Source organism: Nostoc sp. DedQUE07 (assembly GCF_034530975.2).
GTDB lineage: Bacteria > Cyanobacteriota > Cyanobacteriia > Cyanobacteriales > Nostocaceae > Nostoc.
In genome coordinates this window covers 19,781-41,008 of sequence record NZ_JAVRCC020000009.1, presented here as the reverse complement: position 1 = coordinate 41,008, position 21,228 = coordinate 19,781, and the positions used below count along the sequence as shown (strand labels likewise).

15 protein-coding genes and 2 pseudogenes are annotated in these 21,228 nt (G+C 41.6%); 10 read left to right on the top strand and 7 right to left on the bottom strand.

Annotation, left to right across the window (positions count from 1 at the left end):
* Nucleotides 1-131: 131 nt before the first annotated feature.
* Nucleotides 132-1,442 carry an HlyD family efflux transporter periplasmic adaptor subunit gene (locus tag RMZ95_RS09950; RefSeq protein WP_322686823.1) on the bottom strand — a complete coding sequence of 437 codons (1,311 nt, stop codon included), beginning with the start codon at nt 1,440-1,442 and terminating at the stop codon, nt 132-134.
* A gap of 362 nt (nt 1,443-1,804) precedes the next feature.
* On the opposite strand from RMZ95_RS09950, the gene RMZ95_RS09945 reads away from it, so the two are divergent.
* Complete coding sequence (locus tag RMZ95_RS09945) at nt 1,805-2,419, top strand: TetR/AcrR family transcriptional regulator (protein WP_322671383.1); 615 nt, start codon at nt 1,805-1,807, stop codon at nt 2,417-2,419.
* 81 nt (nt 2,420-2,500) lie between these two features.
* Nucleotides 2,501-3,208, top strand: coding sequence for a Crp/Fnr family transcriptional regulator (locus tag RMZ95_RS09940; protein WP_322686824.1), 708 nt, complete (start codon nt 2,501-2,503; stop codon nt 3,206-3,208).
* A 21-nt stretch (nt 3,209-3,229) separates the two neighbouring features.
* Here the strand turns inward: RMZ95_RS09940 and RMZ95_RS09935 are convergent, their stop codons facing one another.
* Nucleotides 3,230-3,847 (bottom strand): PAS domain-containing protein, encoded by a 618-nt coding sequence (locus RMZ95_RS09935; protein WP_322686825.1) that lies wholly within the window; start codon nt 3,845-3,847, stop codon nt 3,230-3,232.
* 581 nt (nt 3,848-4,428) lie between these two features.
* A complete protein-coding gene (gene infC, locus RMZ95_RS09930; protein ID WP_322671380.1) occupies nt 4,429-4,941 on the bottom strand; it encodes a translation initiation factor IF-3 in 513 nt (170 codons plus the stop codon).
* A gap of 216 nt (nt 4,942-5,157) precedes the next feature.
* Between infC and RMZ95_RS09925 the strand changes: the two genes are divergently transcribed.
* Both RMZ95_RS09925 and RMZ95_RS09920 read left to right on the top strand, forming a co-directional pair.
* Nucleotides 5,158-6,498: a DEAD/DEAH box helicase gene (locus RMZ95_RS09925; protein WP_322686826.1), complete on the top strand. Its 1,341-nt coding sequence runs from the start codon at nt 5,158-5,160 to the stop codon at nt 6,496-6,498.
* A 185-nt stretch (nt 6,499-6,683) separates the two neighbouring features.
* Nucleotides 6,684-8,336, top strand: a complete 1,653-nt coding sequence (locus RMZ95_RS09920) for an adenylate/guanylate cyclase domain-containing protein (protein WP_322686827.1) — start codon at nt 6,684-6,686, stop codon at nt 8,334-8,336.
* 111 nt (nt 8,337-8,447) lie between these two features.
* Here RMZ95_RS09920 and RMZ95_RS09915 read toward each other — a convergent pair.
* Nucleotides 8,448-9,071 (bottom strand): annotated as a pseudogene (locus tag RMZ95_RS09915) (Uma2 family endonuclease).
* Between the two features lie 224 nt (nt 9,072-9,295).
* Between RMZ95_RS09915 and RMZ95_RS09910 the strand changes: the two are divergent.
* Both RMZ95_RS09910 and RMZ95_RS09905 read left to right on the top strand, forming a co-directional pair.
* Nucleotides 9,296-10,663 (top strand): NAD-dependent succinate-semialdehyde dehydrogenase, encoded by a 1,368-nt coding sequence (locus tag RMZ95_RS09910; protein WP_322686828.1) that lies wholly within the window; start codon nt 9,296-9,298, stop codon nt 10,661-10,663.
* Between the two features lie 212 nt (nt 10,664-10,875).
* Nucleotides 10,876-12,519 (top strand): acetolactate synthase large subunit, encoded by a 1,644-nt coding sequence (locus RMZ95_RS09905; protein WP_322671403.1) that lies wholly within the window; start codon nt 10,876-10,878, stop codon nt 12,517-12,519.
* A gap of 360 nt (nt 12,520-12,879) precedes the next feature.
* Here the strand turns inward: RMZ95_RS09905 and RMZ95_RS09900 are convergent, their stop codons facing one another.
* Nucleotides 12,880-13,371, bottom strand: coding sequence for an orange carotenoid protein N-terminal domain-containing protein (locus RMZ95_RS09900; protein WP_322671374.1), 492 nt, complete (start codon nt 13,369-13,371; stop codon nt 12,880-12,882).
* A 598-nt stretch (nt 13,372-13,969) separates the two neighbouring features.
* Here RMZ95_RS09900 and RMZ95_RS09895 point away from each other — a divergent pair.
* Entirely contained in the window at nt 13,970-14,365 is a 396-nt protein-coding gene (locus RMZ95_RS09895; RefSeq protein ID WP_322686829.1) for a hypothetical protein, read from the top strand.
* A gap of 112 nt (nt 14,366-14,477) precedes the next feature.
* Here RMZ95_RS09895 and RMZ95_RS09890 read toward each other — a convergent pair whose 3' ends face one another.
* Nucleotides 14,478-15,926 (bottom strand): AAA-like domain-containing protein, encoded by a 1,449-nt coding sequence (locus RMZ95_RS09890; RefSeq protein WP_322686830.1) that lies wholly within the window; start codon nt 15,924-15,926, stop codon nt 14,478-14,480.
* 582 nt (nt 15,927-16,508) lie between these two features.
* On the bottom strand, nt 16,509-16,904 hold the full coding sequence (locus RMZ95_RS09885; RefSeq protein WP_322686831.1) for a hypothetical protein: 396 nt from the start codon (nt 16,902-16,904) through the stop codon (nt 16,509-16,511).
* Between the two features lie 458 nt (nt 16,905-17,362).
* Here RMZ95_RS09885 and RMZ95_RS09880 point away from each other — a divergent pair, with 458 nt between their 5' ends.
* The 3 genes and pseudogenes from RMZ95_RS09880 to RMZ95_RS09870 all read left to right on the top strand — a co-directional run bounded on the left by RMZ95_RS09880 (nt 17,363) and on the right by RMZ95_RS09870 (nt 21,097).
* Complete coding sequence (locus RMZ95_RS09880) at nt 17,363-17,542, top strand: hypothetical protein (protein ID WP_322686832.1); 180 nt, start codon at nt 17,363-17,365, stop codon at nt 17,540-17,542.
* 18 nt (nt 17,543-17,560) lie between these two features.
* Nucleotides 17,561-17,962, top strand: a pseudogene (locus RMZ95_RS09875) (Coq4 family protein); the annotation flags it as partial.
* Nucleotides 17,963-18,364: 402 nt separating this feature from the next.
* A complete protein-coding gene (locus tag RMZ95_RS09870; protein ID WP_322686833.1) occupies nt 18,365-21,097 on the top strand; it encodes a zinc-dependent metalloprotease in 2,733 nt (910 codons plus the stop codon).
* Nucleotides 21,098-21,228: the final 131 nt, after the last annotated feature.

Sequence of the window (21,228 nt, the reverse complement as noted above, 5' to 3'; positions counted from 1 at the left end):
GGGGACAAGGGGACAAGGGGACAAGGAGATAAACAAAACTCTTAACTCTTAACTCCTAACTCAGCACTCCTAACGCCCAATGCCCCATACTTCGGCTACGCTCAGTACAAGTGCCCAATGCCCAATTCCCTTTAAAGTTCAATCACCGCCTTGACTTGTAAATTAGTTAAGTTAGAAGCATTTTGGCTGGATAGTTTATTTAGTTGCACATGCACTTCTACTACTCTGGCATCAATATTGCTAGAGGGGTCAGCATTGATCAGATTTTGCCGCTTTACCTGCATACCAATCCAATCCACTCTTCCCCCTAATTCATTGCGGAGGGAATCACTGCTTACCAGCACCGGTTGTCCCGGACGCACTCTCTTGATATCACTTTGGTACACTTCTACTACTGCATACATCTGGTCGGTTTGACCTAAAGCCACAATTCCTTCATTGCCAACAGTTTCTCCGGCTCGTGTATTTATTTCCAAAATTTGACCGGCTTTAGGAGCCACAACGTATGCCTCTGCCAGTTCTGCTCTAATTTTCTCCACGGTGGCTTGAGCGCTGTCTATCTCTGCCTGTGCATTTGCTATATCTGTAGGACGAACTTCAGTGGTTTGATTTAGGTTAGCTTTTGCTTCGTTAATCTGCTGTTGCAAGCTGGCAAGGGTTTGATTTTGGTTGGCTTTTGCTTCGTTAAGCTGCTGTTGTAGGGTCGCTACAGTTCTTGTCTGGGTGGCTTGGCTTTCAATTAAGGCTTGAGTAGAAGTTTCAGCGCTTAGGCGTCTTTTATCAACTTCTTCGCTAGAAATTGCTCCTGCTTTGTATAAAGTTTCGTAGCGCTGCACGTCAGCTTGGGCATTATTTTTTTCGGCGGCTACGCGAGCTACTGTTGCTTGCAAGCTGCGTTGTTGCCCAAGGAGTTCTGCTTCTAGACGATTAATTGTGGCTTGCTGAGTTTTAATGTTTCCTTGTAGTTCTACTTGTACGCGATTCACTGTAGCTTGACGCGCTCCAATTTCTCCCTGTTTGGCTCCAGCTTTTACCTGGTTAAGGCGGGATTTGGCAACTTGAACTTGTTTTTGTGCTTCAGCCAAAGTAGCTTGTAGGCGAGCGCGGTTGTCCATGATCGCAACTACCTGCCCAGCTTTGACGCGATCGCCTTCTTTCACCAATAGTTGCTGTACCCGATTTCCTTCACCCATTGAAGAAGGCGCTGACAGTTTTATTACCTCTCCCTTTGGTTCCAACCGCCCTAATGCTGTTACTGTTTTTACCACAGGCTGAACTGCTACTGGTGCTTTTTGCTTTTCATTACCTGTAGCCTGAAGCCTCAATACTGTATAAACACTGAATGCACCTGTCACAAAAGCTGCAATAATTGCAAGTAGAAGAGGCGATCGCAAAAGATTCTGAGAAGACCTTAAACCCTCTGAATTCCTGTTTTGCTCCATACTATTTTCCCCTTACCACCAGTAGCAACTTGTACTAAACTGTCCAGTTCAATTTATGCTAAACTAAACGGACTAGTTTAGTCAAGAAGATACAACCAAACTTGTCAATCAATTTACTCGGCATTATCCAGCAAAATGCTATTTCCGATTAAGATTGATTGTCTACCACAAGAAAGTAGCAGAGAGGAAAGCTGATAATAGAGGCTTTTGGGCTTTATCGAAGGGTATATTTATCACCGAAAGCATGAGGAAGACTGCCCCCTGCCCCCTGCCTCCTGCCTCCTGCCCCGTGCCTCCTTCATTCATCCTGGGGCATTTTGCAGCATCTATTAATATTGTTTATAAGAAAGGATGATTAATAAATGGTACGCATCAAAGCTGACGAAGTGGATCGAGACAATTCCGTTGATAAAGTGGAGCAAATTCTGCAAGGGGCAATGCAAGAATTCCTTCAACATGGCTATGCTGGTACAAGCATGGATCGGGTAGCAGTAGCAGCAGGTGTTTCTAAAGCGACAGTCTACAGCCACTTTCAAGATAAAGAAGGACTTTTTAAAGTACTGTTAGAGCAACTGACAAGTAAAAAGAATAGCTCCATTTTTGGCACAGAACCGATTGAGGGAGAACCAGCCACAATACTGCGCCAGGTAGCAACCAAAGCATTAGATCAGATGCTTAATGACGAAGAACATAGTGCATTTATGCGAGTACTAATCGGAGAATCTGGGCGTTTTCCTGAGTTAGCTCAAATTTGTGTTCGGGTGATGATTAAACCAGTAGCAGAAACTCTCACTCACTACTTGGCGGCTCCAGAATTAAACATACCTGACCCAGAGGCAACAGCAAGAATTCTCTTAGGAACATTGGTGCATTTTCATATTACTCAAAATGTGATGCATGGACAGGACATCGTACCAATGGAAAGCGATCGCCTGATTGATGCCTTGACACACCTAATCACTAAATGTGCTGATTGATTTGGTTATCTCCCGGTGCGTAGCGCTTGTTTGGTCGAAAGGTCATAAACTGATAATTAAAAAACAAGCCCTAACAAAAATATGGCTATTGAAAACCTTCTGCTCACCGCCTTGCCCCGCGAGGTGTACAAGCGGATAGAAAGCAAACTGGAGCAGCTAGACCTTTCATCCGGCAAGATACTCAACAGACCGGGCGAAGCCATCGAAGATGTCTACTTCCCGCTCACCTGCCTGATCTCAGTCACCATCACGATGATGGACGGCATTACAGTAGAAGCCGGAGTGGTCGGAAGCCGCGAGATGGTAGGGATCAACGCCTTCATGGGCGGTGAGGAGACGACGCAGACCGAGTACATCATACAGATTCCCGGTAAGGCGGTGAAAATGAAGGCACATCTGCTGCTTCACGAGTTCGACACCAATAAGTCGTTGCGGGACGTGCTGCTCAAATACACACAGGCTTATATCGCGCAAATCTCGCAGAATGTTGCCTGTAACCGCACTCATACTATAGAAAAACGCATGGCCCGTTGGTTGCTTGAGTCGAGCGATCGTCTCTACTCCGATGAACTATTTTTGTCCCATGAGTTCCTCTCCCATATGCTGGGCGTGCGCCGTTCTGGTATTACCGAAACCGCCCACATCCTAGAAAAGAAAGGTCTCATCGAATGCAGCCGAAAGAAAATCAAAACCATCGATCGGCAGGGACTAGAAAAAGCTTCTTGCGAATGTTATGAGGTAATCAAACAGGAATACGATCGCTTGCTAAAGTTTAAGCTAGAGAGATAACGAACAAAGTCCTTCTCACCTTTATAGCGATAATAGAGGCTGATACGAGACGCGATCGGTGTCGCGCACCATCCAGCGCAAGCCTGTTAACTTGCCTTTAACATCGCGGATAGGAGCTACAGTCATAGCAGCCTCAAAAGGCTCACAGTCACGCGGCTGTATCTGTAATATCCACTCTTGCACATAGTCACACTCAGAACTGTGCATCTGGTTTAGTTGGGAACGAAACGCCTGACGTTCTTCTACTGCAATGAAACAAACTAACGGTTTGTTTACCAAAAATCGTTGTTGAAGATTGAACAGTGTGGCAGTGGCACGATTAGCTGACAGAATTTTCCCTTGTGTATCGCTCACCAAGTAAGCATTTGGTATGAAATTTAATAGGTCTTGGTAGCGCTTGTATACTTCTCTAAGCCGCGTTTGTACATTTACCAATTTTTGAGTTTGCTCGAACAGTTTCTCTGTAGCTATCTCTAGTATTTTTGAAGCAGTATCAAGTTCTTTCAAGACTGCCAGCAGCAAATCGCTTTCTGGCTGTACTGCGGTGTTGGCATCTTCGTACAAGTTAGCTAAACGCTCTTGCAGTGACTGTAACTTCTGGGCAAACATATTTAGATTCATTATCAATTCAGGTGACATATAAGTTCAATCCCTGAATAGAAAGAGACTGTTAACCAATTCCTAATGGGTTTTATCCCACCAATCATTCGTTACTGGCTATAAACCTAGTAACGAGAAGTTAAGAGATATTGCCATTGATGAATTTGTTCTCAAATTTCTTAGACTTAGGGGTTACTTAGATTTAAGTATTGTTTAAAGAGTAAAAAACTTAGTGGCTCCTAGTCAGTACGATTCCGTACAATACACCTGCAAGAGGTCTATTATCTTCGCTCTAAAAAGTGATAAACGACATAAACCCAAAAGCCGCACCTTTAATTGTTAGTGCGGCTTTGAGTTCTACAGAGATGGGGTTGGCTCTATTAATATTCGTAAAAAGTATCTGGGATATTTTGATGTCCCAGTACTTGGGGTTATGGCATCCCCCACTGGTTTAAGATTTCATCATCTCCAGCGTAGCTCTGTGCAAGCACGACTTGATGCACAATGAAAAAATCCCCTTGCTGTCTTAAACAGGGAGAATGCCAATGTTTTTTTCATAGAAGCTACAGTGCCTTCCTTACAAGCTGCTACAACTATATCCTCCAGCGATCGCTAGATAACTAGGCAGGAATGACTTGAATAACTAGGGCACGTTTATCTAGCGACTGGATCTTACCTACTTTACTAAGATCGTTTGCAATTCGGTCTAGCATCTCTCCCGCTTTGTCACGATATTGATGTTCTCGGCCTCGTAAACGAATGGCAAACTTGACAGAATCGCCTTTACTCAACCATTGACCTGCTTGTTCGATGCGTAAATTGTAATCAGCCAGACCCACGTTTAGACCGAATCGAACTTCTTTTACCGTGGGTCTAGCACTTTGGCTTTGACGTTTTTTCTTTTGATACTGAAGCTTGCCATAGTTGAGAATCTTGGCGATTGGAGCGTCTTTACCTTGAGAGACTACAACTAAGTCAAGCTCTAAGCTTTCGGCTAGCTGTAACGCCTCATTGGTGTCGATTAGACCACGATTGTTATTCTCATGGTCGATCAAGAAGACGCTAGGTGACTTGATTTGTGAATTAATCAGTTGCTTTTGGATTGCGATAACGAATTTCTCCCATTTGTTCAATACTTTGCTTTACAAGCAGGTAATGCCAATTTAACACAACACAGAATCAGAGCAACTTTAAACAACACAATGAACGCCAATCTGTTAGAATGAAGCACTGCGGCACTCGCTCTCAGTCTTTGCGCTACTGCCCATCCAGCTTTTCAATGATTTTTATCCGTCCGCCTAAGACTGACGCCATCATTGGCGACAGGCCGATGTTATTTTTGGAGTCTTATGTCTTTTTCCAATCTCGGCTTGTCCAATGAAATTATCCGTGCAGTTACCGAACGAGGGTACACGGAACCCACGCCAATCCAGATGCAGGCGATTCCTGCTGTTTTGTCGGGTAAAGATTTATTAGCTGGGGCACAAACTGGCACTGGAAAGACCGCTAGTTTTACACTGCCGCTCTTGCATCGATTGTCGTCTAATAAGAGCAAAGGTACGCCAAATGGATACCCACCAATCCGGGCACTGATTCTCACCCCGACTCGCGAACTCGCTGCCCAAGTGGAAGAAAGCGTGCGCGAGTACGGCAAGTACTTAAATCTCAACTCGATGGTGATATTTGGTGGAGTCAGTATTAATCTGCAAAAACAGCGTTTGAGGGGTCGAGTGGATATTTTGGTTGCGACTCCAGGGCGACTGCTAGACCACGTACAGCAGGGTACGCTGAATTTATCGCAGATTGAGGTTTTGGTGCTGGATGAAGCCGATCGGATGCTGGATATGGGTTTTATTAATGATATCCGCCGCATCCTCTTACTTTTGCCCAAACAGCGACAGAATTTGTTATTTTTCGCGACTTTCTCAGACAAAATTAAGACACTAGCCGCCGGACTACTCAATAATCCAACGATGATTGAGGTAGCACGCCGCAACGTTACCGCCGATACGATCGCCCAGAAAGTTTACCAAGTAGACCGTGACAAAAAACGCCAATTACTTGCTCATCTGATTCGGCGAGACAATTGGTATCAAGTGCTAGTGTTCACTCGTACCAAGTATGGCGCTGATCGTTTGGTGAAGCAGTTGGGCGAAGACCGCATTCAAGCCTTGGCAATCCACGGTAATAAGAGCCAGCCTGTGCGTACCAACGCTCTGGCCAAGTTCAAAAATGGCACCTTACAAGTATTGGTGGCGACAGACATAGCTGCTAGGGGGCTTGACATCAGCGAACTGCCCCATGTTGTTAACTTTGATTTGCCCAATGTACCAGAAGATTATGTTCATCGTATTGGTCGCACCGGTCGCGCTGGCGCATCAGGTGAAGCTGTATCGCTAGTGTGCATTGATGAACAGCATCTCTTGAAAGATATCGAAAAACTGATTGAGCAACGCTTGCCGAAGGAAGTGGTTGCTGGTTTTGCGCCTAACCCCGATACCAACCCCGAACCAATCCCAAATGGACGGCAACACAGAGCCAAGCCTGGAGGTGACAAGCGTCCGGCTCGTACTCCTAAACCGTTACCACAGAAATCGGCTAAACGTAAAGCAGCGCCACCTGCCACCAATGGCCAGAAACCTGGCGCTCGTTCATCGGCATCGCGCCGTTCTGCTAAAGGCGATCGCTAACATTCGCTAGCTGTTCAATAGATTGATTTTTCACGCCTCCTGGAAAACATTCAATGTAATCTCTGTCACATACAGTTGTCGGAATGCAGTTAACAGTGTCATAAACAAAAGGTGAAGGTTAATCTGTAGGGTATAACTTACCTTAGAGTTGCTTGACCTCTAGCTTCGATGGATCTATCACACTCATGACTGAACTGACGCTACGCCTACAAGAGGGAGATACCGAAACCACGATCGCAGTTGACCAAGATGTATTTACAATTGGTCGTTTGCCGGAATGTAACTTGTACTTACCTTTTGGTGGAGTATCCCGCACCCATGCTCGCCTAGTAAAAACGGCTGACGGTGTGTGGACTATTGAGGATCTGGGCAGCAAAAACGGGACGCAAGTCAATAAATATCTGGTTAACTATCCCCAAGAGTTACATCATGGTGATATTGTTTGGCTGGGCAATGTTAGCCTGGTAGTGCTGCTCACAACCCCTGTTTCTCAACCGACACATGAGTATGCCGGAATTTCGGACATTAACGAGCAAAGAACAATCCTTCATAATGTTGAGCAATTACAACAGCAATGGATTGCAGCTGATAGCAAAGATGGCAACATCAGTAATAAGGACAAAACTATTGCCCGTCTCAAAGATTTAGTTGACATAGCAAAAAATCTTTGTGCAGCCGCATCTATAGAAGAGATTTTTTCTCAGGTGCAGCAAGTAGTTTTTCGTTATCTTGATAGTATCGATCGCTTGGCATTATTAATTGATGTCAATGGTTGCGGCCAGTTGGAATTAATGAATGCTGCCACTAGAAATATTTCCCAGCAGAAACATCTCCCTTCTGATGGTAGTTGGATTAGTCGTAGTATCTGTCAAAAAGTCTTTGACGAAAAAGTCGTCATTCAAACCGGTGATACTCATCAGGATGAACGGTTTGCTAGCGAACAGAGTATTTTAGTCAAAGGCATTCGTAGCGCGATGGCAGTGCCTTTATGGGATGAAAATAAAGTTGTGGGCGTACTGTATGCCGATGCCAATTTTTCTTCTTATCATTGGGCAAATGAAGGTGAAGAAGAATTGAGCTTTTTTTCCGCTTTAGCAAACCTTGTCGCTTCTAGCGTGCAGCGTTGGCTATTAGTAGAAAAACTCAAAACTGAAGAGATGATTCGTCACCGACTAGAACGCTATCATTCTCCAGCAGTTGTACAGCAGTTAATCTCTGTAGGCGGATTACCGGGTGGCCGTTTAGCTCCCACTGAGAGCGAGATCAGCATTTTGTTTGCTGATTTAGTTGGCTTTACGGCAATTTCTGAAAGGTTAACACCAACTGCGATCGCTCAACTATTAAATAATTTATTTGAAGAAATGCTAAAAGAAGTGTTTACTTGCGGTGGCACTTTAGATAAATATATTGGCGATTGTATTATGGCATTTTTTGGCGCTCCAGAACCGCAAGCAGATCATGCCGAGCGCGCTGTTACAGCTGCCAAGGGAATGCTCACTCGTCTCGAACATCTGAATGCCAATGGTTTTTGGCTAGAACCTCTGCAATTACGGATTGCGATTAATAGCGGTAAAGCAGTGGTGGGAGATGTCGGTAGTTCCCAAAGGGTAGATTATACGGCATTAGGCGCAACGATTAATCTTGCTGCTCGGATGGAAGCAGTTTGTCCCCCTAGTGAATGTGTTATTAGTGAAGCCACCCATACAATGCTTTCACAACCCTCAGACTTCCAAGAAATGGGAGATTATCGTTTTAAAGGTATTGAGCGATTAGTTAAGGTTTATCAGACAAAATTGCAACCAGTACCAACAATCATTGCTCCAATCATGAATCTTTAGGGATTGGCATGGGCTTTGAGGTCTAGATTATGTAACCCATCTAGTGACATACTCCTATAAAGATGAATTGAGAATGCTAGCAATTACGAATTACGAATTACGAATTACGAATTAGCTGACTATGCCAGCGCGAAAAATTTGCTCTGCGGTCAAATTAAACTCTGGAAATGTTGGCGACTCGATGCGGTCATCTCCTCGAAACTTACTAACGCGATACTCACCTTCTTCTAAAGAGCAAACCAAAATAGTAGGTTGTTTGGGTTTGCCAATAAATTCTCTACCGCCTAATGCAGCATAATCGACAATCCAGTATTCAGGAATTCCCATTTCTTCATAATCAGCATATTTTTTCAGATAATCATCACGCCAGTTTGTACTTACCACCTCAATTACTAAAGGAATTGATGCTGCTTGAGTAACAGTTGATTCTTTTTTCCACCGAGGTTCATTAACTAAATTAGGGAGATTTAGGAGTAATACATCTAGTGAGTAAGCTGATTCATTTTCAAGTGGTTTGACTAATACTGTTTTTGGTATACCATATGGCAGACCAAGGCGACTATATTCTCAAGTAATTTTTGTAGCTAAAAATCCAATCACCTCTTCATGGTCGCCTGTTGGTGGTGGCATCTCTACTACTACTCCATCATATAATTCGTAACGTTGTCCTGTGTTATCTGGATATTTAGCAACGAATTCATCGAATGTAACTACTTTGCGTAAGACTTGAGTCATGGCTTGATTCCTCAATTGTGCAAATTATAGCAACTTTACTTCTATTGAATTCCTCACTATTAACACTTATTAATTGGTATATTTTATTTCAGAAATAATTGCAAAATTGTAATATTAAGCAACTAATTCTGGGTTATAAGACTAGAATTTGGGTGTAGCTTCCAGAATTGATCTGTGTAACACTAGGAAGCCTACCGAAGCTATTTTTAACGGGAGGTCAGGTAATGGCGATCGCCACCATTAATCCCGCCACTGGGGAGACGCTTAAAACCTTTGAGGCGCTCAATGATGCAGAAATTGCCGCTAAACTCGATTTAGCCGATCGGACTTTTGAACAGTATCGTCAGACTAGTTTCTCTCAACGATCGCAGTGGCTTTCAAAAGCTGCCGATATTTTAGAGCAGGACAAAGCAGAATTTGCTAAATTGATGACTCTAGAAATGGGTAAACCATTTAAAGCGGCGATCGCAGAAGTCGAAAAATGCGCCCTCGTCTGTCGCTACTATGCCGAACACGCCCCTGATTTCTTGGCTGATGTCAGTGTAAAAACTGATGCCAGCCACAGTTTTGTACGTTATCAACCAATAGGTGCAATTCTCGCAGTGATGCCGTGGAATTTCCCCTTTTGGCAAGTGTTCCGCTTTGCCGCACCAGCCCTAATGGCGGGGAATGTCGGCTTACTCAAACACGCTTCCAACGTGCCGCAGTGCGCCTTAGCAATTGAAGATATTATCCGACGCGCAGGTTTTCCTGAAGGTGCGTTTCAAACTCTATTAATAGGCGCTGCCAAAGTTGCCGATTTAATGGCTGATGACCGCGTAAAAGCTGCTACCTTGACCGGAAGCGAACCAGCCGGTGCATCCCTCGCCGTCGCCGCCGGCAAACAAATTAAAAAAACAGTTTTGGAATTAGGAGGAAGTGACCCGTTTATTGTGTTAGAAAGTGCTGACTTAGAGACAGCAGTTGTCACAGCTACTACAGCACGAATGTTAAATAACGGGCAATCATGTATTGCAGCGAAACGTTTTATTGTCGCAGATGCGATCGCAGACAAATTTGAAAAATTACTTTTAGAAAAATTTGAGGCGCTGAAAGTTGGCGATCCCATGCAATCAGATACCGATTTAGGCCCACTGGCAACTCCTGGTATTCTCCAGGATTTAGAACAACAAGTGCAACGTGCTATTAGCAGCGGTGGTAAAGTCCTCACCGGCGGACATCCTTTATCAGATCGTCCTGGAAACTTTTATCCGCCAACGATTATCATAGATATCCCCACCGACACACCAATTGCCAAAGAAGAATTCTTTGGCCCGGTAGCCTTGTTATTCCGGGTTCCAGATATTGATGCAGCCATTAAACTCGCTAATGACTCACCCTTTGGCTTAGGTGCAAGTGCTTGGACAACCAACGACCAAGAGAGCGATCGCTTGGTTGAAGAAATCGAAGCTGGTGCAGTGTTTATCAACAGTATGGTCAAATCCGATCCTCGGTTGCCCTTTGGTGGCATCAAGCGTTCTGGATATGGCAGAGAATTGAGTATCCAAGGTATACATGAGTTTGTCAATGTTAAAACTGTGTGGGTTAAATGATTAGTCATTAGTCATTGGTCATTGGTCATTGGTCATTGGTCATTGGTCATTGGTCATTGGTCATTAGTTATTGGTCATTGGTCATTGGTCATTAGTCATTGGTCATTGGTCATTAGCGATTAGTCAAAGAACAAAAGACAAATGACAAAGGACAAATGACTAATGACAAAGAACAAAAGTCTTATTCGTTAATAGAGTTGTCGGAAAATAAAATGAATACAGCAGAGTTATTGGTGCAGTGCCTAGAAAATGAAGGAGTGGAATACATTTTTGGACTTCCTGGTGAAGAAAATCTTCACGTTTTGGAAGCGCTAAAACATTCTTCAATTAAATTTATTACGACTCGTCACGAACAGGGTGCAGCATTCATGGCCGATGTCTATGGACGCTTAACCGGAAAAGCCGGAGTATGTCTTTCTACTCTTGGCCCTGGAGCAACCAACTTAATGACTGGGGTAGCGGATGCTAATCTCGATGGTGCGCCCTTAGTGGCGATTACCGGTCAAGTGGGAACAGATAGAATGCACATCGAATCCCATCAATATTTAGATTTGGTGGCAATGTTTGCACCTGTTACCAAGTGGAATAAGCAGATTGTCCGACCAAGTATTACACCAGAAGTAGTACGGAAAGCATTTAAGCGATCGCAATCTGAAAAACCTGGTGCAGTTCACATTGATTTGCCAGAAAATATTGCTGCCATGCCCGTCGAAGGCAAACCTTTGCGTAAGGATAATAGCGAAAAAACTTATGCATCTTTTGCTAGCATTCGGGCAGCAGCTGCCGCAATTTGCCAAGCTGTGAACCCATTAATCTTAGTCGGAAATGGAGCAATTCGCGCTCATGCCAGTGATGCCGTAACACAATTTGCTACCTTGCTGAATATACCTGTTGCCAATACCTTCATGGGTAAAGGCGTGATTCCATACACACATCAACTAGCTTTGTGGTCAGTGGGATTACAGCAAAGAGACTTCATTACCTGTGCCTTTGATAACACAGATTTAGTAATTGCGATCGGCTATGATTTGATTGAGTTTTCCCCGAAGAAATGGAATCGTAATGGTGAAATTCCGATTGTGCATATTGGGGTAAATCCGGCAGAAATTGATAGTAGTTATATTCCCAACGCCGAAGTTGTGGGAGATATTTCAGATTCCCTCTATGAAATCTTAAAATTAGCAGACAGACAAGGCAAACCCGATCCCTTTGCTATTAGTTTAAGATCGGAGATTCGGGCTGATTACGAACAGTATGCCCATGATGACGGATTTCCGATCAAGCCGCAAAAGTTAATTTATGATTTACGCCAAGTGATGGGCCCAGATGATATCGTCATCTCTGATGTTGGCGCACATAAGATGTGGATGGCTCGTCATTATCATTGCCATAGTCCCAATACTTGCATAATTTCCAATGGCTTCGCAGCTATGGGTATTGCAATTCCTGGCGCTTTAGCAGCAAAACTGGTTCATCCCAAGCGCAAAGTTATTGCTGTCACAGGCGATGGCGGCTTTATGATGAATTCTCAGGAATTAGAAACAGCCTTGCGTGTCGGTACGCCTTTTGTGACGATAATTTTCAATGATGGTGGCTATGGGTTAATTGAGTGGAAGCAAGAAAATCAATTTGGCAAAGGAAACTCATCCTTTGTGCATTTTAGCAATCCTGATTTTGTCAAATTAGCCGAAAGCATGGGTTTAAAAGGCTACCGAGTTGAATCGGCTTTAGATTTGATTCCCACTTTGAAAGAAGCCCTCGCTCAAGATGTACCCGCCGTGATAGATTGTCCCGTAGATTATCGGGAGAATCACCGCTTCAGTCAAAAAGCCGGCGAGTTGACTTGTGCGTTGTAAATGTAAAAAGCAGAGATGCAATTAATCGCGTCTGTACAAGAGTTAGGAGTTATTTATTCCTAACTTTTTTAGTGTTTTGGTAGGGTGCGTTCGCACTTGGTGTAACGCACCACTTTATTCTTTACGGGGAACAGTTATTCACTATGAAGATCCCTTTGAGCCTACTGTACCTATAAAGGATTGGGAAGTCTTGCAACGATTTAAATTATTATTGCGATCGCACACTGTCTCGTAGACAGGAGGAACGAAGAAGCAATCCCACCCGCAAGCGAATTTGATTGCGATCGCAATCAATACTAAGTTTGTACTTGATAACCCGCAACTTGGGTTAATAGATAGCCTTAACCATCCTCAAAAATTCTAAATTTCAGCACCTGATTTTGCTTCAGTACCCATTGGCGAAACATAATCGCGGAAAAGAGTAATCTGCTGCTCAAACTCTAATCCTTGAATTTTGCCAAACAAAGCTTTAGCTTCGGAAGGAAGTTGATAATCACCAGGTACAGGAATGATAGTCCCATCATCCATTCCTTGAGATAATCGATACCAAAATAGGAGTTTTGTGGTATCACCCAAAGAGCCATACTCACGAGAAATTTGGCTATCCGCTTTATTAATCAAATCACGCTGAACTTGTAATTGTTGTTCGTGAGATAATTCCTTAACTTGATTAAATAAACCTTCGGCTATTTCTGGAGAAACAGTACTGGCTCCCGGAGCAGCTGGAGTAATTGAACCCCCCATTTCTTTATAGATAAACCAAAATAAAGCAAGTTGTTGATCTACATTTAAGTTTTGCCAAGCTTGAACGTGTTCGCGAATAGTTGGATCGTTGGTTTGTGTGTATGTCATGATTAATTTCAATTGCAATTACTTATTTATTCTTAAGCAATGTTACCAAATGTATATTTAGAGTTTTACCCTACTGAAGACATATGTCTTAAAATCATAAAGAAGATCGTTCAAAGCCACAATAATGCTTGACAAGTGCCAAATGAAATAGTTGGCAATTAAAAGTCTGCTGCCAAATTGAATAATTGTTAAAAGCTATTTCCCTGGATAGATGTTATTTTTATTGTAATTGTGCAAATCCAGTGATAGCGAGTTTGCGAACATTATTAGTAATTACTGAAAAGGGGAAAGGGTTAAAGGGAAAGGAAAAATTCCATTCCTTTACCCCTTCCCCTTTCCCCTTTGCCCATTCCCTCTTCTTCATAAATGAAGAATTGTTAATCTCTATTTTCACGGGTTGCGTTGGCGTAGCCCGCCGCAGGCATCGCTCTGCATAATTCAGTTTTTCATTATTTTCTTAACTGTCTTAACTGTCATTGCATTTTTTTGAAGATAGCTGGAAAATACAAACGTGATATTCAGAAGCACAGAAATAACTCATCTTTAAAAACAGTTATTTGCTCGCTAATAATACAATTATATCAATCAATTCTATTCTTTGGGAGAAGAAAAATTTGTGAATTCATTCAACGAAAGACAAAGTTATATAATAACGCAAGGTCAAGGCATTTATCTATCTGGCAATCCCGTTAAAACTGAAAATTTTTCTATTCAAAAGACCCTACGCAATGGTGGAAAAATCCGTTTCAAAATTCGTTATTCTGCTGAACTACAGGGTTTCTGTCTGCTAGAAATTTTTCTAATGAGAGCACAAAATAGAACACTAACTGCTGGCATGACTATCCCCAATAGTGGTTCGACAGCTAGTTTTCAAGAACAAGAGCAAGAATTTGGTATTTGGGAGCCAGAAGATTATTACTTCTTTTTCAAAATGTCTTCCAATAATGGAAAATTTTATATCGAGAATTATCAGCTTTATTGGTCAAACAATTAATTATTTTTCGTTGCAAACCTTGTTTCTAATCCCTAGAGAATCGCAAGATAGGGGATTAAAGGAAGCCAGCCATTACGTGAACCTCAGAAAAAGAGTTTGTGACAGTTTGTTCTCAAGCACGTTTTTGCAATGATTCATATTCAAATTCAGTAACACCTAGTTGTTTTCTAAAGTAAGCACGGTAGAGTTCACAACGCGGTAGGATGCGATCGCTTTCATAAGCGATCAAACCCAAGCTTTCGAGCTTATGAGCGTCAATGGGATTGAGAGAAATACTTTGCTTTGCCGCTACAACGTCAACATACGCCTTTACTAAACTAGGATTTTCTTGTAAGATTGCCCAGTGTCGCCATAGATGATAGCGATAGATACCGCCGTTAGCGATCGCATCTTCTATCAGTTCTTCTAAGGTCATTCCTTGACAGCATAGATAATATAGAGCAATCCGAATCAGTGCTGGATGTCCCCCTACAAGAGACATCAGTTGCTTAACTTCGTTATCAGAAGTCCAATCTAAACCATGTCGTAGGGCTAAGTATTTTACTTGGTGGGCAGTAAATTCTGGCAGACGGATCGGTAGTCCAATATTAAATGGAGAACGGTTGATATCCAGCGAGACATATACTTCTGTGGAGTAAACTACCACTAGTCTGAGTTTCTGCAAATTGCCATCTTGTCGTGCTTCTTCATACCAAGAGCGCAACAAACCAAAGAACTCTGGAGCAATTTCTGGATATTCAAAAAAGCGATCGACCTCATTTAACACTAAAACTACTGGATTTTTGCACTGCTTAAGCAAATAAGATTGCAAATATAAACTGCAACTCAACTTACAACCTATTTCCTCATCCCAGTTTTCATTTAGCTTTGGGTTAATACCTAATTCTGTTGCAATTTGCCAACAAAAAGAACGCAAAAGTTTATTTAAGTCTGTCAGACAACTTGAATCGATTTGGTTACAATTCACATTCACCGAGCGATAACTTTGCATCTTGGCAAAGGCTAACAGCCGCAGCACAAGAGAACTTTTTCCCATTTCTCTTGGTGCTCGAATCCGGATCACACAGCCTGGTTGAATTACTTCTCGATAAACAAGTTCCTCGATGGGGGGACGATCGACATAGAAGGGGGAATCTACAGGTACTGGCCCATCTGGGTATGACCAAAGATTTTCGAGCTGGTTGTGGTGTTGAGTCGCAAGAGAATCTAAGGATAAAGACGGAAATAATTTTCTTTCTCCTGTATCTAAACTCATTGAGAGAGTTGGAGAAGCTTCATTACGATCTGGCTCACTCAGGATTGCATAGTCTCCGCTGCATAATTCTAGGTTAAAAGCGCTAAAGCACAATTTCAAGGTTTTTTGATCCACGCCTGTATTCAATGACCATAATCGGTTTAGAGTTTTGGTAGATACCTTCATGCGATCGCCTAAATCTTCTAGAGTGAAGCGATGTCCATTGTTTTCTACCTTTTCTATAGCCAGAATTGCCCTTTGTAAACGCTTCAGCCCAGCGATCGTTAAGATAAGTCCCCGCTTTCGTGTACTCTTAGATTGCTTCATATCATTAATTATCTATCTACTTTTTTTCTGACCGTCTTAGCTATCTCCTCATTGTTTCATGTTTTTAAGTAGTTATTGAACAGTTACTTACCCGTTCTTAAAGTGTTTTTCAGCTAGTAAAAAAATATACACTTGTATTTGAAGATAGTTAGATGGGTAGGTATAAATAAACGTCACTACATCAATTGCCATTTTTGCTATTTCTATGGAAAGGTGCAGACATTCCTGTATCAAGCATCCTTTACCATTTGCAAATAAAAAATCACAAGCCTTAATAGTTCACTTTATTTATACTGTTTTATTAAGTGTTATAACAATTGCACCGTATAAGTAGGAGAGGAATGGAGGTGAGGTATTTTGAATGCAACACGCAGTAGGGGCGCATAGCTAACTATGCGCCCCTACTAAAGACCTATATTTTAGGCAACTGAGAAACGCTATAATCTTTCATCAAGAAGAGTAAGCGCGTTACCCAAGAAGTATTTGAAGACTTTGTTGATTTATTACCAACGTCTCTATGCGTAACTAATTTATTGGCGAAAAGTTATTACTACTTGCTGCCAATAGGATATTCTGACGCATTTAGGGTGCAACTTTGTTTGTGATATTTCTGCCCGCCTTTGCCGCACTATCCCCTACATCACTAGCAGTTTCTTGAGCGCCCTCTACATACCCAGATCCAAATTCTTTAAAGGCTTCTCCTGACTGTTGCCCAATCTTCTGAAGTCGTTCGCCAGGAGAAGCTTCTGTTTCACGAGCGTCTTTAAACCACTGCCCTACTGTTTTCGGTCTTTGAGCATCATTCTGCTCTACCTGTTCACGAACTCTCTCTTTTAAGCCCTTGTCATTTTGCCCATCACTAACATTCGTTGTCAGCATTATAAAACCAACTAGGACAACAGCTAAAAAACCTTTTATCTGAAGTCCTTTAAGCAAGGAATTGATGTGACTAATCGTCCTAGAAACCAAATTTATCATGCCAATTAACTTATTTTTTGGAGTACTAGTAAAGACTAACTATAAAAAGGCAATCATCCTTCTAGCAAAAGGCATATCTTAGTTATAAAAAAGAAAGGCTTATTCAACCCTGGGGAAGAGAGAACTTATTTACGCTCTTTTGTGGATCTGAAAAAATACAATATTTGTAGATTGGGTTGAACAAAGTGAAACCCCCAACAAAAGCAAGGATTCTTGGTGTTAGGTTACTCTGCGGGAAGCCTCTTTGTGTCTACGTTCGTCAACTAAAGCTACACCTGTATTTATAAAAACTAGTCACAACAAGGGTTTCTTATTTTTATCTGTCAAGATTTCTAGTCTGTTATTTGGCATATTCACCTAACTTTGTCCTTAACAGTTATTCGATGTTAGATAATTTTGTATCAAAGTCTACCCCTGGCTCTCTCTCAACTGTTGTTAGCCCATTACGGAAAAGTATTATGCTCAAAAAACTACAACAACTCAAAGCAATTCTGGCTTATAAAAACTCAGAAAATTTGGGTGATATTGCCATTCTTAAATCCGAGTTTTTTGGTACTAAAGTTTCTCCAACAGTTGCTTCCAAACTACAACCAATAGTAGGATATTATCCCGCAATTGATTTAAACCAATTAAGTTAATATCTTCAAGGCTCCTTTGGACGAGAATATGCCAATCAGATGCGGATAAATCAACTAAAACCATTAAATATCAGTCCTAAACTAGAAGACGTTGCCAAACGTAATCTATTTGCTCTGCGATATTTAGTTACCCATGATATTTTTCATGTCTTACTTGATTTTGACACCACTTATGCAGGAGAAATTGGTGTACTTGCTTTTGCTGCTACACAAAACTACAGTAAATCACTTGAAATCAGTCTGTGCTTGGCTAGATTGCTCTATCCAATTTTAGCTCGCCAACAAATCAAAGCGATTTTCGCCAACCTGGAGAAAGGGCGAGAACTAGGCAAGAAAGCTGATTTTCTGTTGGGCTACCGCTTTGAAGACCATTGGGAAGAACCAATTGACCATCTGAGAAAAAAGTTGAGATTACCATAAATTTCCACAATTCATCCGAAAAAAGGATTTACTTGCTTAATAACAGCTTTTTTAAAAGCCCTGCTCTTTTTTTATAAAAAATGCTTGATATTGCTTAGGCTGTCAAATGTAGCGCTAAATACATTTTTAATGCTACATTTGGTTTTTAATACAGATATAAGTAAAAAAAACATATATCTTTAGCGGTAAAAATTATCTGCTTTAAGACATAAATCCTTAATGGGTAATTCCTAAAGAGCTACTAATAACAATTAATATTTACAGACTTTTAGGTTAGAGACATTGTTTATCTGACTAAGTGGATTTATATGGTAGTCCTTAGATATTTGAAGGACTTGCAGATGACAAACTAATCCACATTTTTCCTTAACACGATAACTGCTTCAGGTGGAAAGCCAAAGGATGAAATACTGGATAACGAAATTAGTATTTTGTATAGTATTACTGTCTAACTTGTTTCTATCAAATGATTATGCAGGAGCAACCCAACTTTCAAATACTTCTAATATTGATGTACAGCAATTAAATACACTGCCAGTAGTTGAAAACGTAGCAAGTGCTGACAAGAATATTGCTGAAATTAAAAAGGAGGATTTTTGCCGATTTAATGGGATTGTTAATCGGGTAGATAAACTAGAGGGACTTTTCACACTTTATTGCAGCGAGGATTCGGGAAAAGTTTTCTTAGAACTTAAGCCAGAGCAGCTAAATAAAGATTATCTAGCTATAGTGACATTGGAATCAGGCGTTGGGGAAAGTGGGGTTTATAGTGGATTACCTCTCTCTGATTTTATCTTTTACTTCCAACGAGTAAATAACCGATTGCATTTTGTTGTACGTAATTTAAAATTCCGTACAGATAATATACCAGAACAGCGATCGCTTGCTCGCTCATTTAGCGATTCAGTCCTTTATTCACTCGAAATAGCTACTATCGATCCAAAAAGTAAAAATATTCTGCTCGACCTGAATGGACTGCTAATGCAGGATTTACCTGGATTAACTCCTCTATTAAAATATTCTTTACAAGCTGATTACCGCTTAGATGTACGCAAATCATATTTTGGTGATGTTAACAGCTTCCCAGAAAACGTAGAGATTGATTCGATTTACGGTTTTTCATCACTAGAAGGCTCAAATTTAATCGCTGTACCCGATAGCAGGGCACTCACTCTAAAGGTACACTACAGTTTTTCTCAACTGAGAAAAAACAATGGTTATATTCCCAGACTTGCCGATGACAGAGTTGGATATTTTACTACTGCTTTCCAAGATTTCTCTAATAATAATGCTCGCGAATCATTTGTACGTTATATTAATCGCTGGCATCTAGAACCATCCAATCCTGATGCTCCCTTATCTCCACCCAAAAAACCAATTGTGTATTGGATTGAAAATGCTGTACCACTAGAATACCGCGATGCGATTCGTGAAGGTGTTTTGATGTGGAACAAAGCATTTGAAAAAGCTGGATTTCAAAATGCCATTGAAGTGCAGCAAATGCCAGATGATGCTGATTGGAAACCAGCAGATGTACATTACAACACCATTCGCTGGTTCAATTCTTTAGATGCAGGTTTTGCCAAAGGGCCGATGCGCGTCAACCCATTCACCGGGGAAATATTGGATGCAGATATCATTGTGGATGCCAATATGGTGCGTTTAATTCAGCAAGAATATCACGCACTGATGGAAGCAAATTCATGTCAAGAAAAAACGAAAGGACGTGAAGACGCGGAGAAATTCCTGGATAGATTTGCATCATCTTCCTCTGCTCACTTTTTCTCCTCAGAGTCCTGCTATGGTATGGAATCTTCAAATCAAGCAGCTATGGGGGCGCTGGCGTTGTCAATGTTGCCAAACACTACATCTAGTAGTGAAACGATGAAGGAGTATGTGCATCAATATTTGCGTTCTCTCATCGCTCACGAAGTCGGGCACACTCTGGGTTTGCGCCACAACTTTTACGGCAGCACCATGTTAGCGCCAGAAGAATTAAATAATACTGAAATCACTCGCACCAAAGGTTTAGTGGGTTCGGTGATGGACTATGTACCTGTGAACATAGCACCACAGGGAGTACAGCAAGGTGACTATTTCCCAAGAGTTATTGGGCCTTATGACGAATGGGCAATTGAGTATGGTTATAAAAAATTTCCATCAACAGCGCTGGAGGTAACTATTCCAGAATCAGAAAAAAGTTTTTTAAACCAGATAGCCCTAGCGTCGCCTCAACCAGAATTATCTTATGCAAGCGATGAAGATATCTGGGACATTAATCCTTTAGCAAATGTCTGGGATATGAGTAGTGATGTGCTACTGTATTCGCAGTGGCAAATGGATAATGCTCGTTTTATGTGGGAGCGTCTTGATAAGGGTTATCTATCGAAAGCCAAAAGCTATAGTAACCTACGCCTTCAGTTTAATAGAGTACTTAAATATTATTTTCGGAACGCCACTTTGCTTTCTAAATACATTGGCGGACAATCGTTTCGGCGTCTCCATACCAGTAATGATGCTGCTTGGGCATTTGTACCAGTTTCACTTTTAAAACAACGCCAAGCATTGACAAAATTGCAAGAATATGTATTTGCAGATGATGCTTTCAGCTTTTCACCACAATTGCTCAATCAACTAGCACCATCGCGTTGGGGAGACTGGGGTAGTTCTGCACCTAATAACCGCCTTGATTATCCAATTCACGATCGCATTTTGAGTTTTCAAAGTATGATATTGCGATCGCTATTAGACAGCGATCGCCTAAATCGGTTACAAGATATAGAATTAAAAACTCTGCCTGGAGAAGCGCTTTCCATACCAGAACTGTTCGACACCCTGCAAACAGGCATCTGGACAGAAATTTTTGCCCCCGGAGAACCAAAGCCAATTTCGAGCATCCGGCGTTCATTGCAACGGGAGCATCTGAATATTTTGTTACAGATGATGTTGGGTACTACTAATACACCTGAAGATGGTCGGACATTGGCTTGGTATAAATTGCGCCAACTCCAAAAAGCCATTGATGTCAAACTCAAACAACTTGGCGAAAGCCTTGATGTTTACACCTTAGCTCACTTAGAAGCTTCTGGCGATCGCATTACTAAAGCATTAAATGCACAATTATTTTCTAAATAGTCATTTGTTATTTGTCATTTGTCATTTGTCATTTGTCATTTGTCATTGGTCATTTGTCATTTGTCATTTGTCATTGGTCATTAGTTATTCTCCTCTGCTCCCCGGTCACTGAGCGTAGCCGAAGTGCTGCT

Coding starts and splice junctions, on each gene's coding strand:
- RMZ95_RS09950 (WP_322686823.1), bottom strand. CDS start 1,442: ATGGAGCAAAACAGGAATTCAGAGGGTTTAAGGTCTTCTCAGAATCTT.
- RMZ95_RS09945 (WP_322671383.1), top strand. CDS start 1,805: ATGGTACGCATCAAAGCTGACGAAGTGGATCGAGACAATTCCGTTGAT.
- RMZ95_RS09940 (WP_322686824.1), top strand. CDS start 2,501: ATGGCTATTGAAAACCTTCTGCTCACCGCCTTGCCCCGCGAGGTGTAC.
- RMZ95_RS09935 (WP_322686825.1), bottom strand. CDS start 3,847: ATGTCACCTGAATTGATAATGAATCTAAATATGTTTGCCCAGAAGTTA.
- RMZ95_RS09925 (WP_322686826.1), top strand. CDS start 5,158: ATGTCTTTTTCCAATCTCGGCTTGTCCAATGAAATTATCCGTGCAGTT.
- RMZ95_RS09920 (WP_322686827.1), top strand. CDS start 6,684: ATGACTGAACTGACGCTACGCCTACAAGAGGGAGATACCGAAACCACG.
- RMZ95_RS09910 (WP_322686828.1), top strand. CDS start 9,296: ATGGCGATCGCCACCATTAATCCCGCCACTGGGGAGACGCTTAAAACC.
- RMZ95_RS09905 (WP_322671403.1), top strand. CDS start 10,876: ATGAATACAGCAGAGTTATTGGTGCAGTGCCTAGAAAATGAAGGAGTG.
- RMZ95_RS09900 (WP_322671374.1), bottom strand. CDS start 13,371: ATGACATACACACAAACCAACGATCCAACTATTCGCGAACACGTTCAA.
- RMZ95_RS09890 (WP_322686830.1), bottom strand. CDS start 15,926: ATGAAGCAATCTAAGAGTACACGAAAGCGGGGACTTATCTTAACGATC.
- RMZ95_RS09885 (WP_322686831.1), bottom strand. CDS start 16,904: ATGATAAATTTGGTTTCTAGGACGATTAGTCACATCAATTCCTTGCTT.
- RMZ95_RS09880 (WP_322686832.1), top strand. CDS start 17,363: ATGCTCAAAAAACTACAACAACTCAAAGCAATTCTGGCTTATAAAAAC.
- RMZ95_RS09870 (WP_322686833.1), top strand. CDS start 18,365: ATGAAATACTGGATAACGAAATTAGTATTTTGTATAGTATTACTGTCT.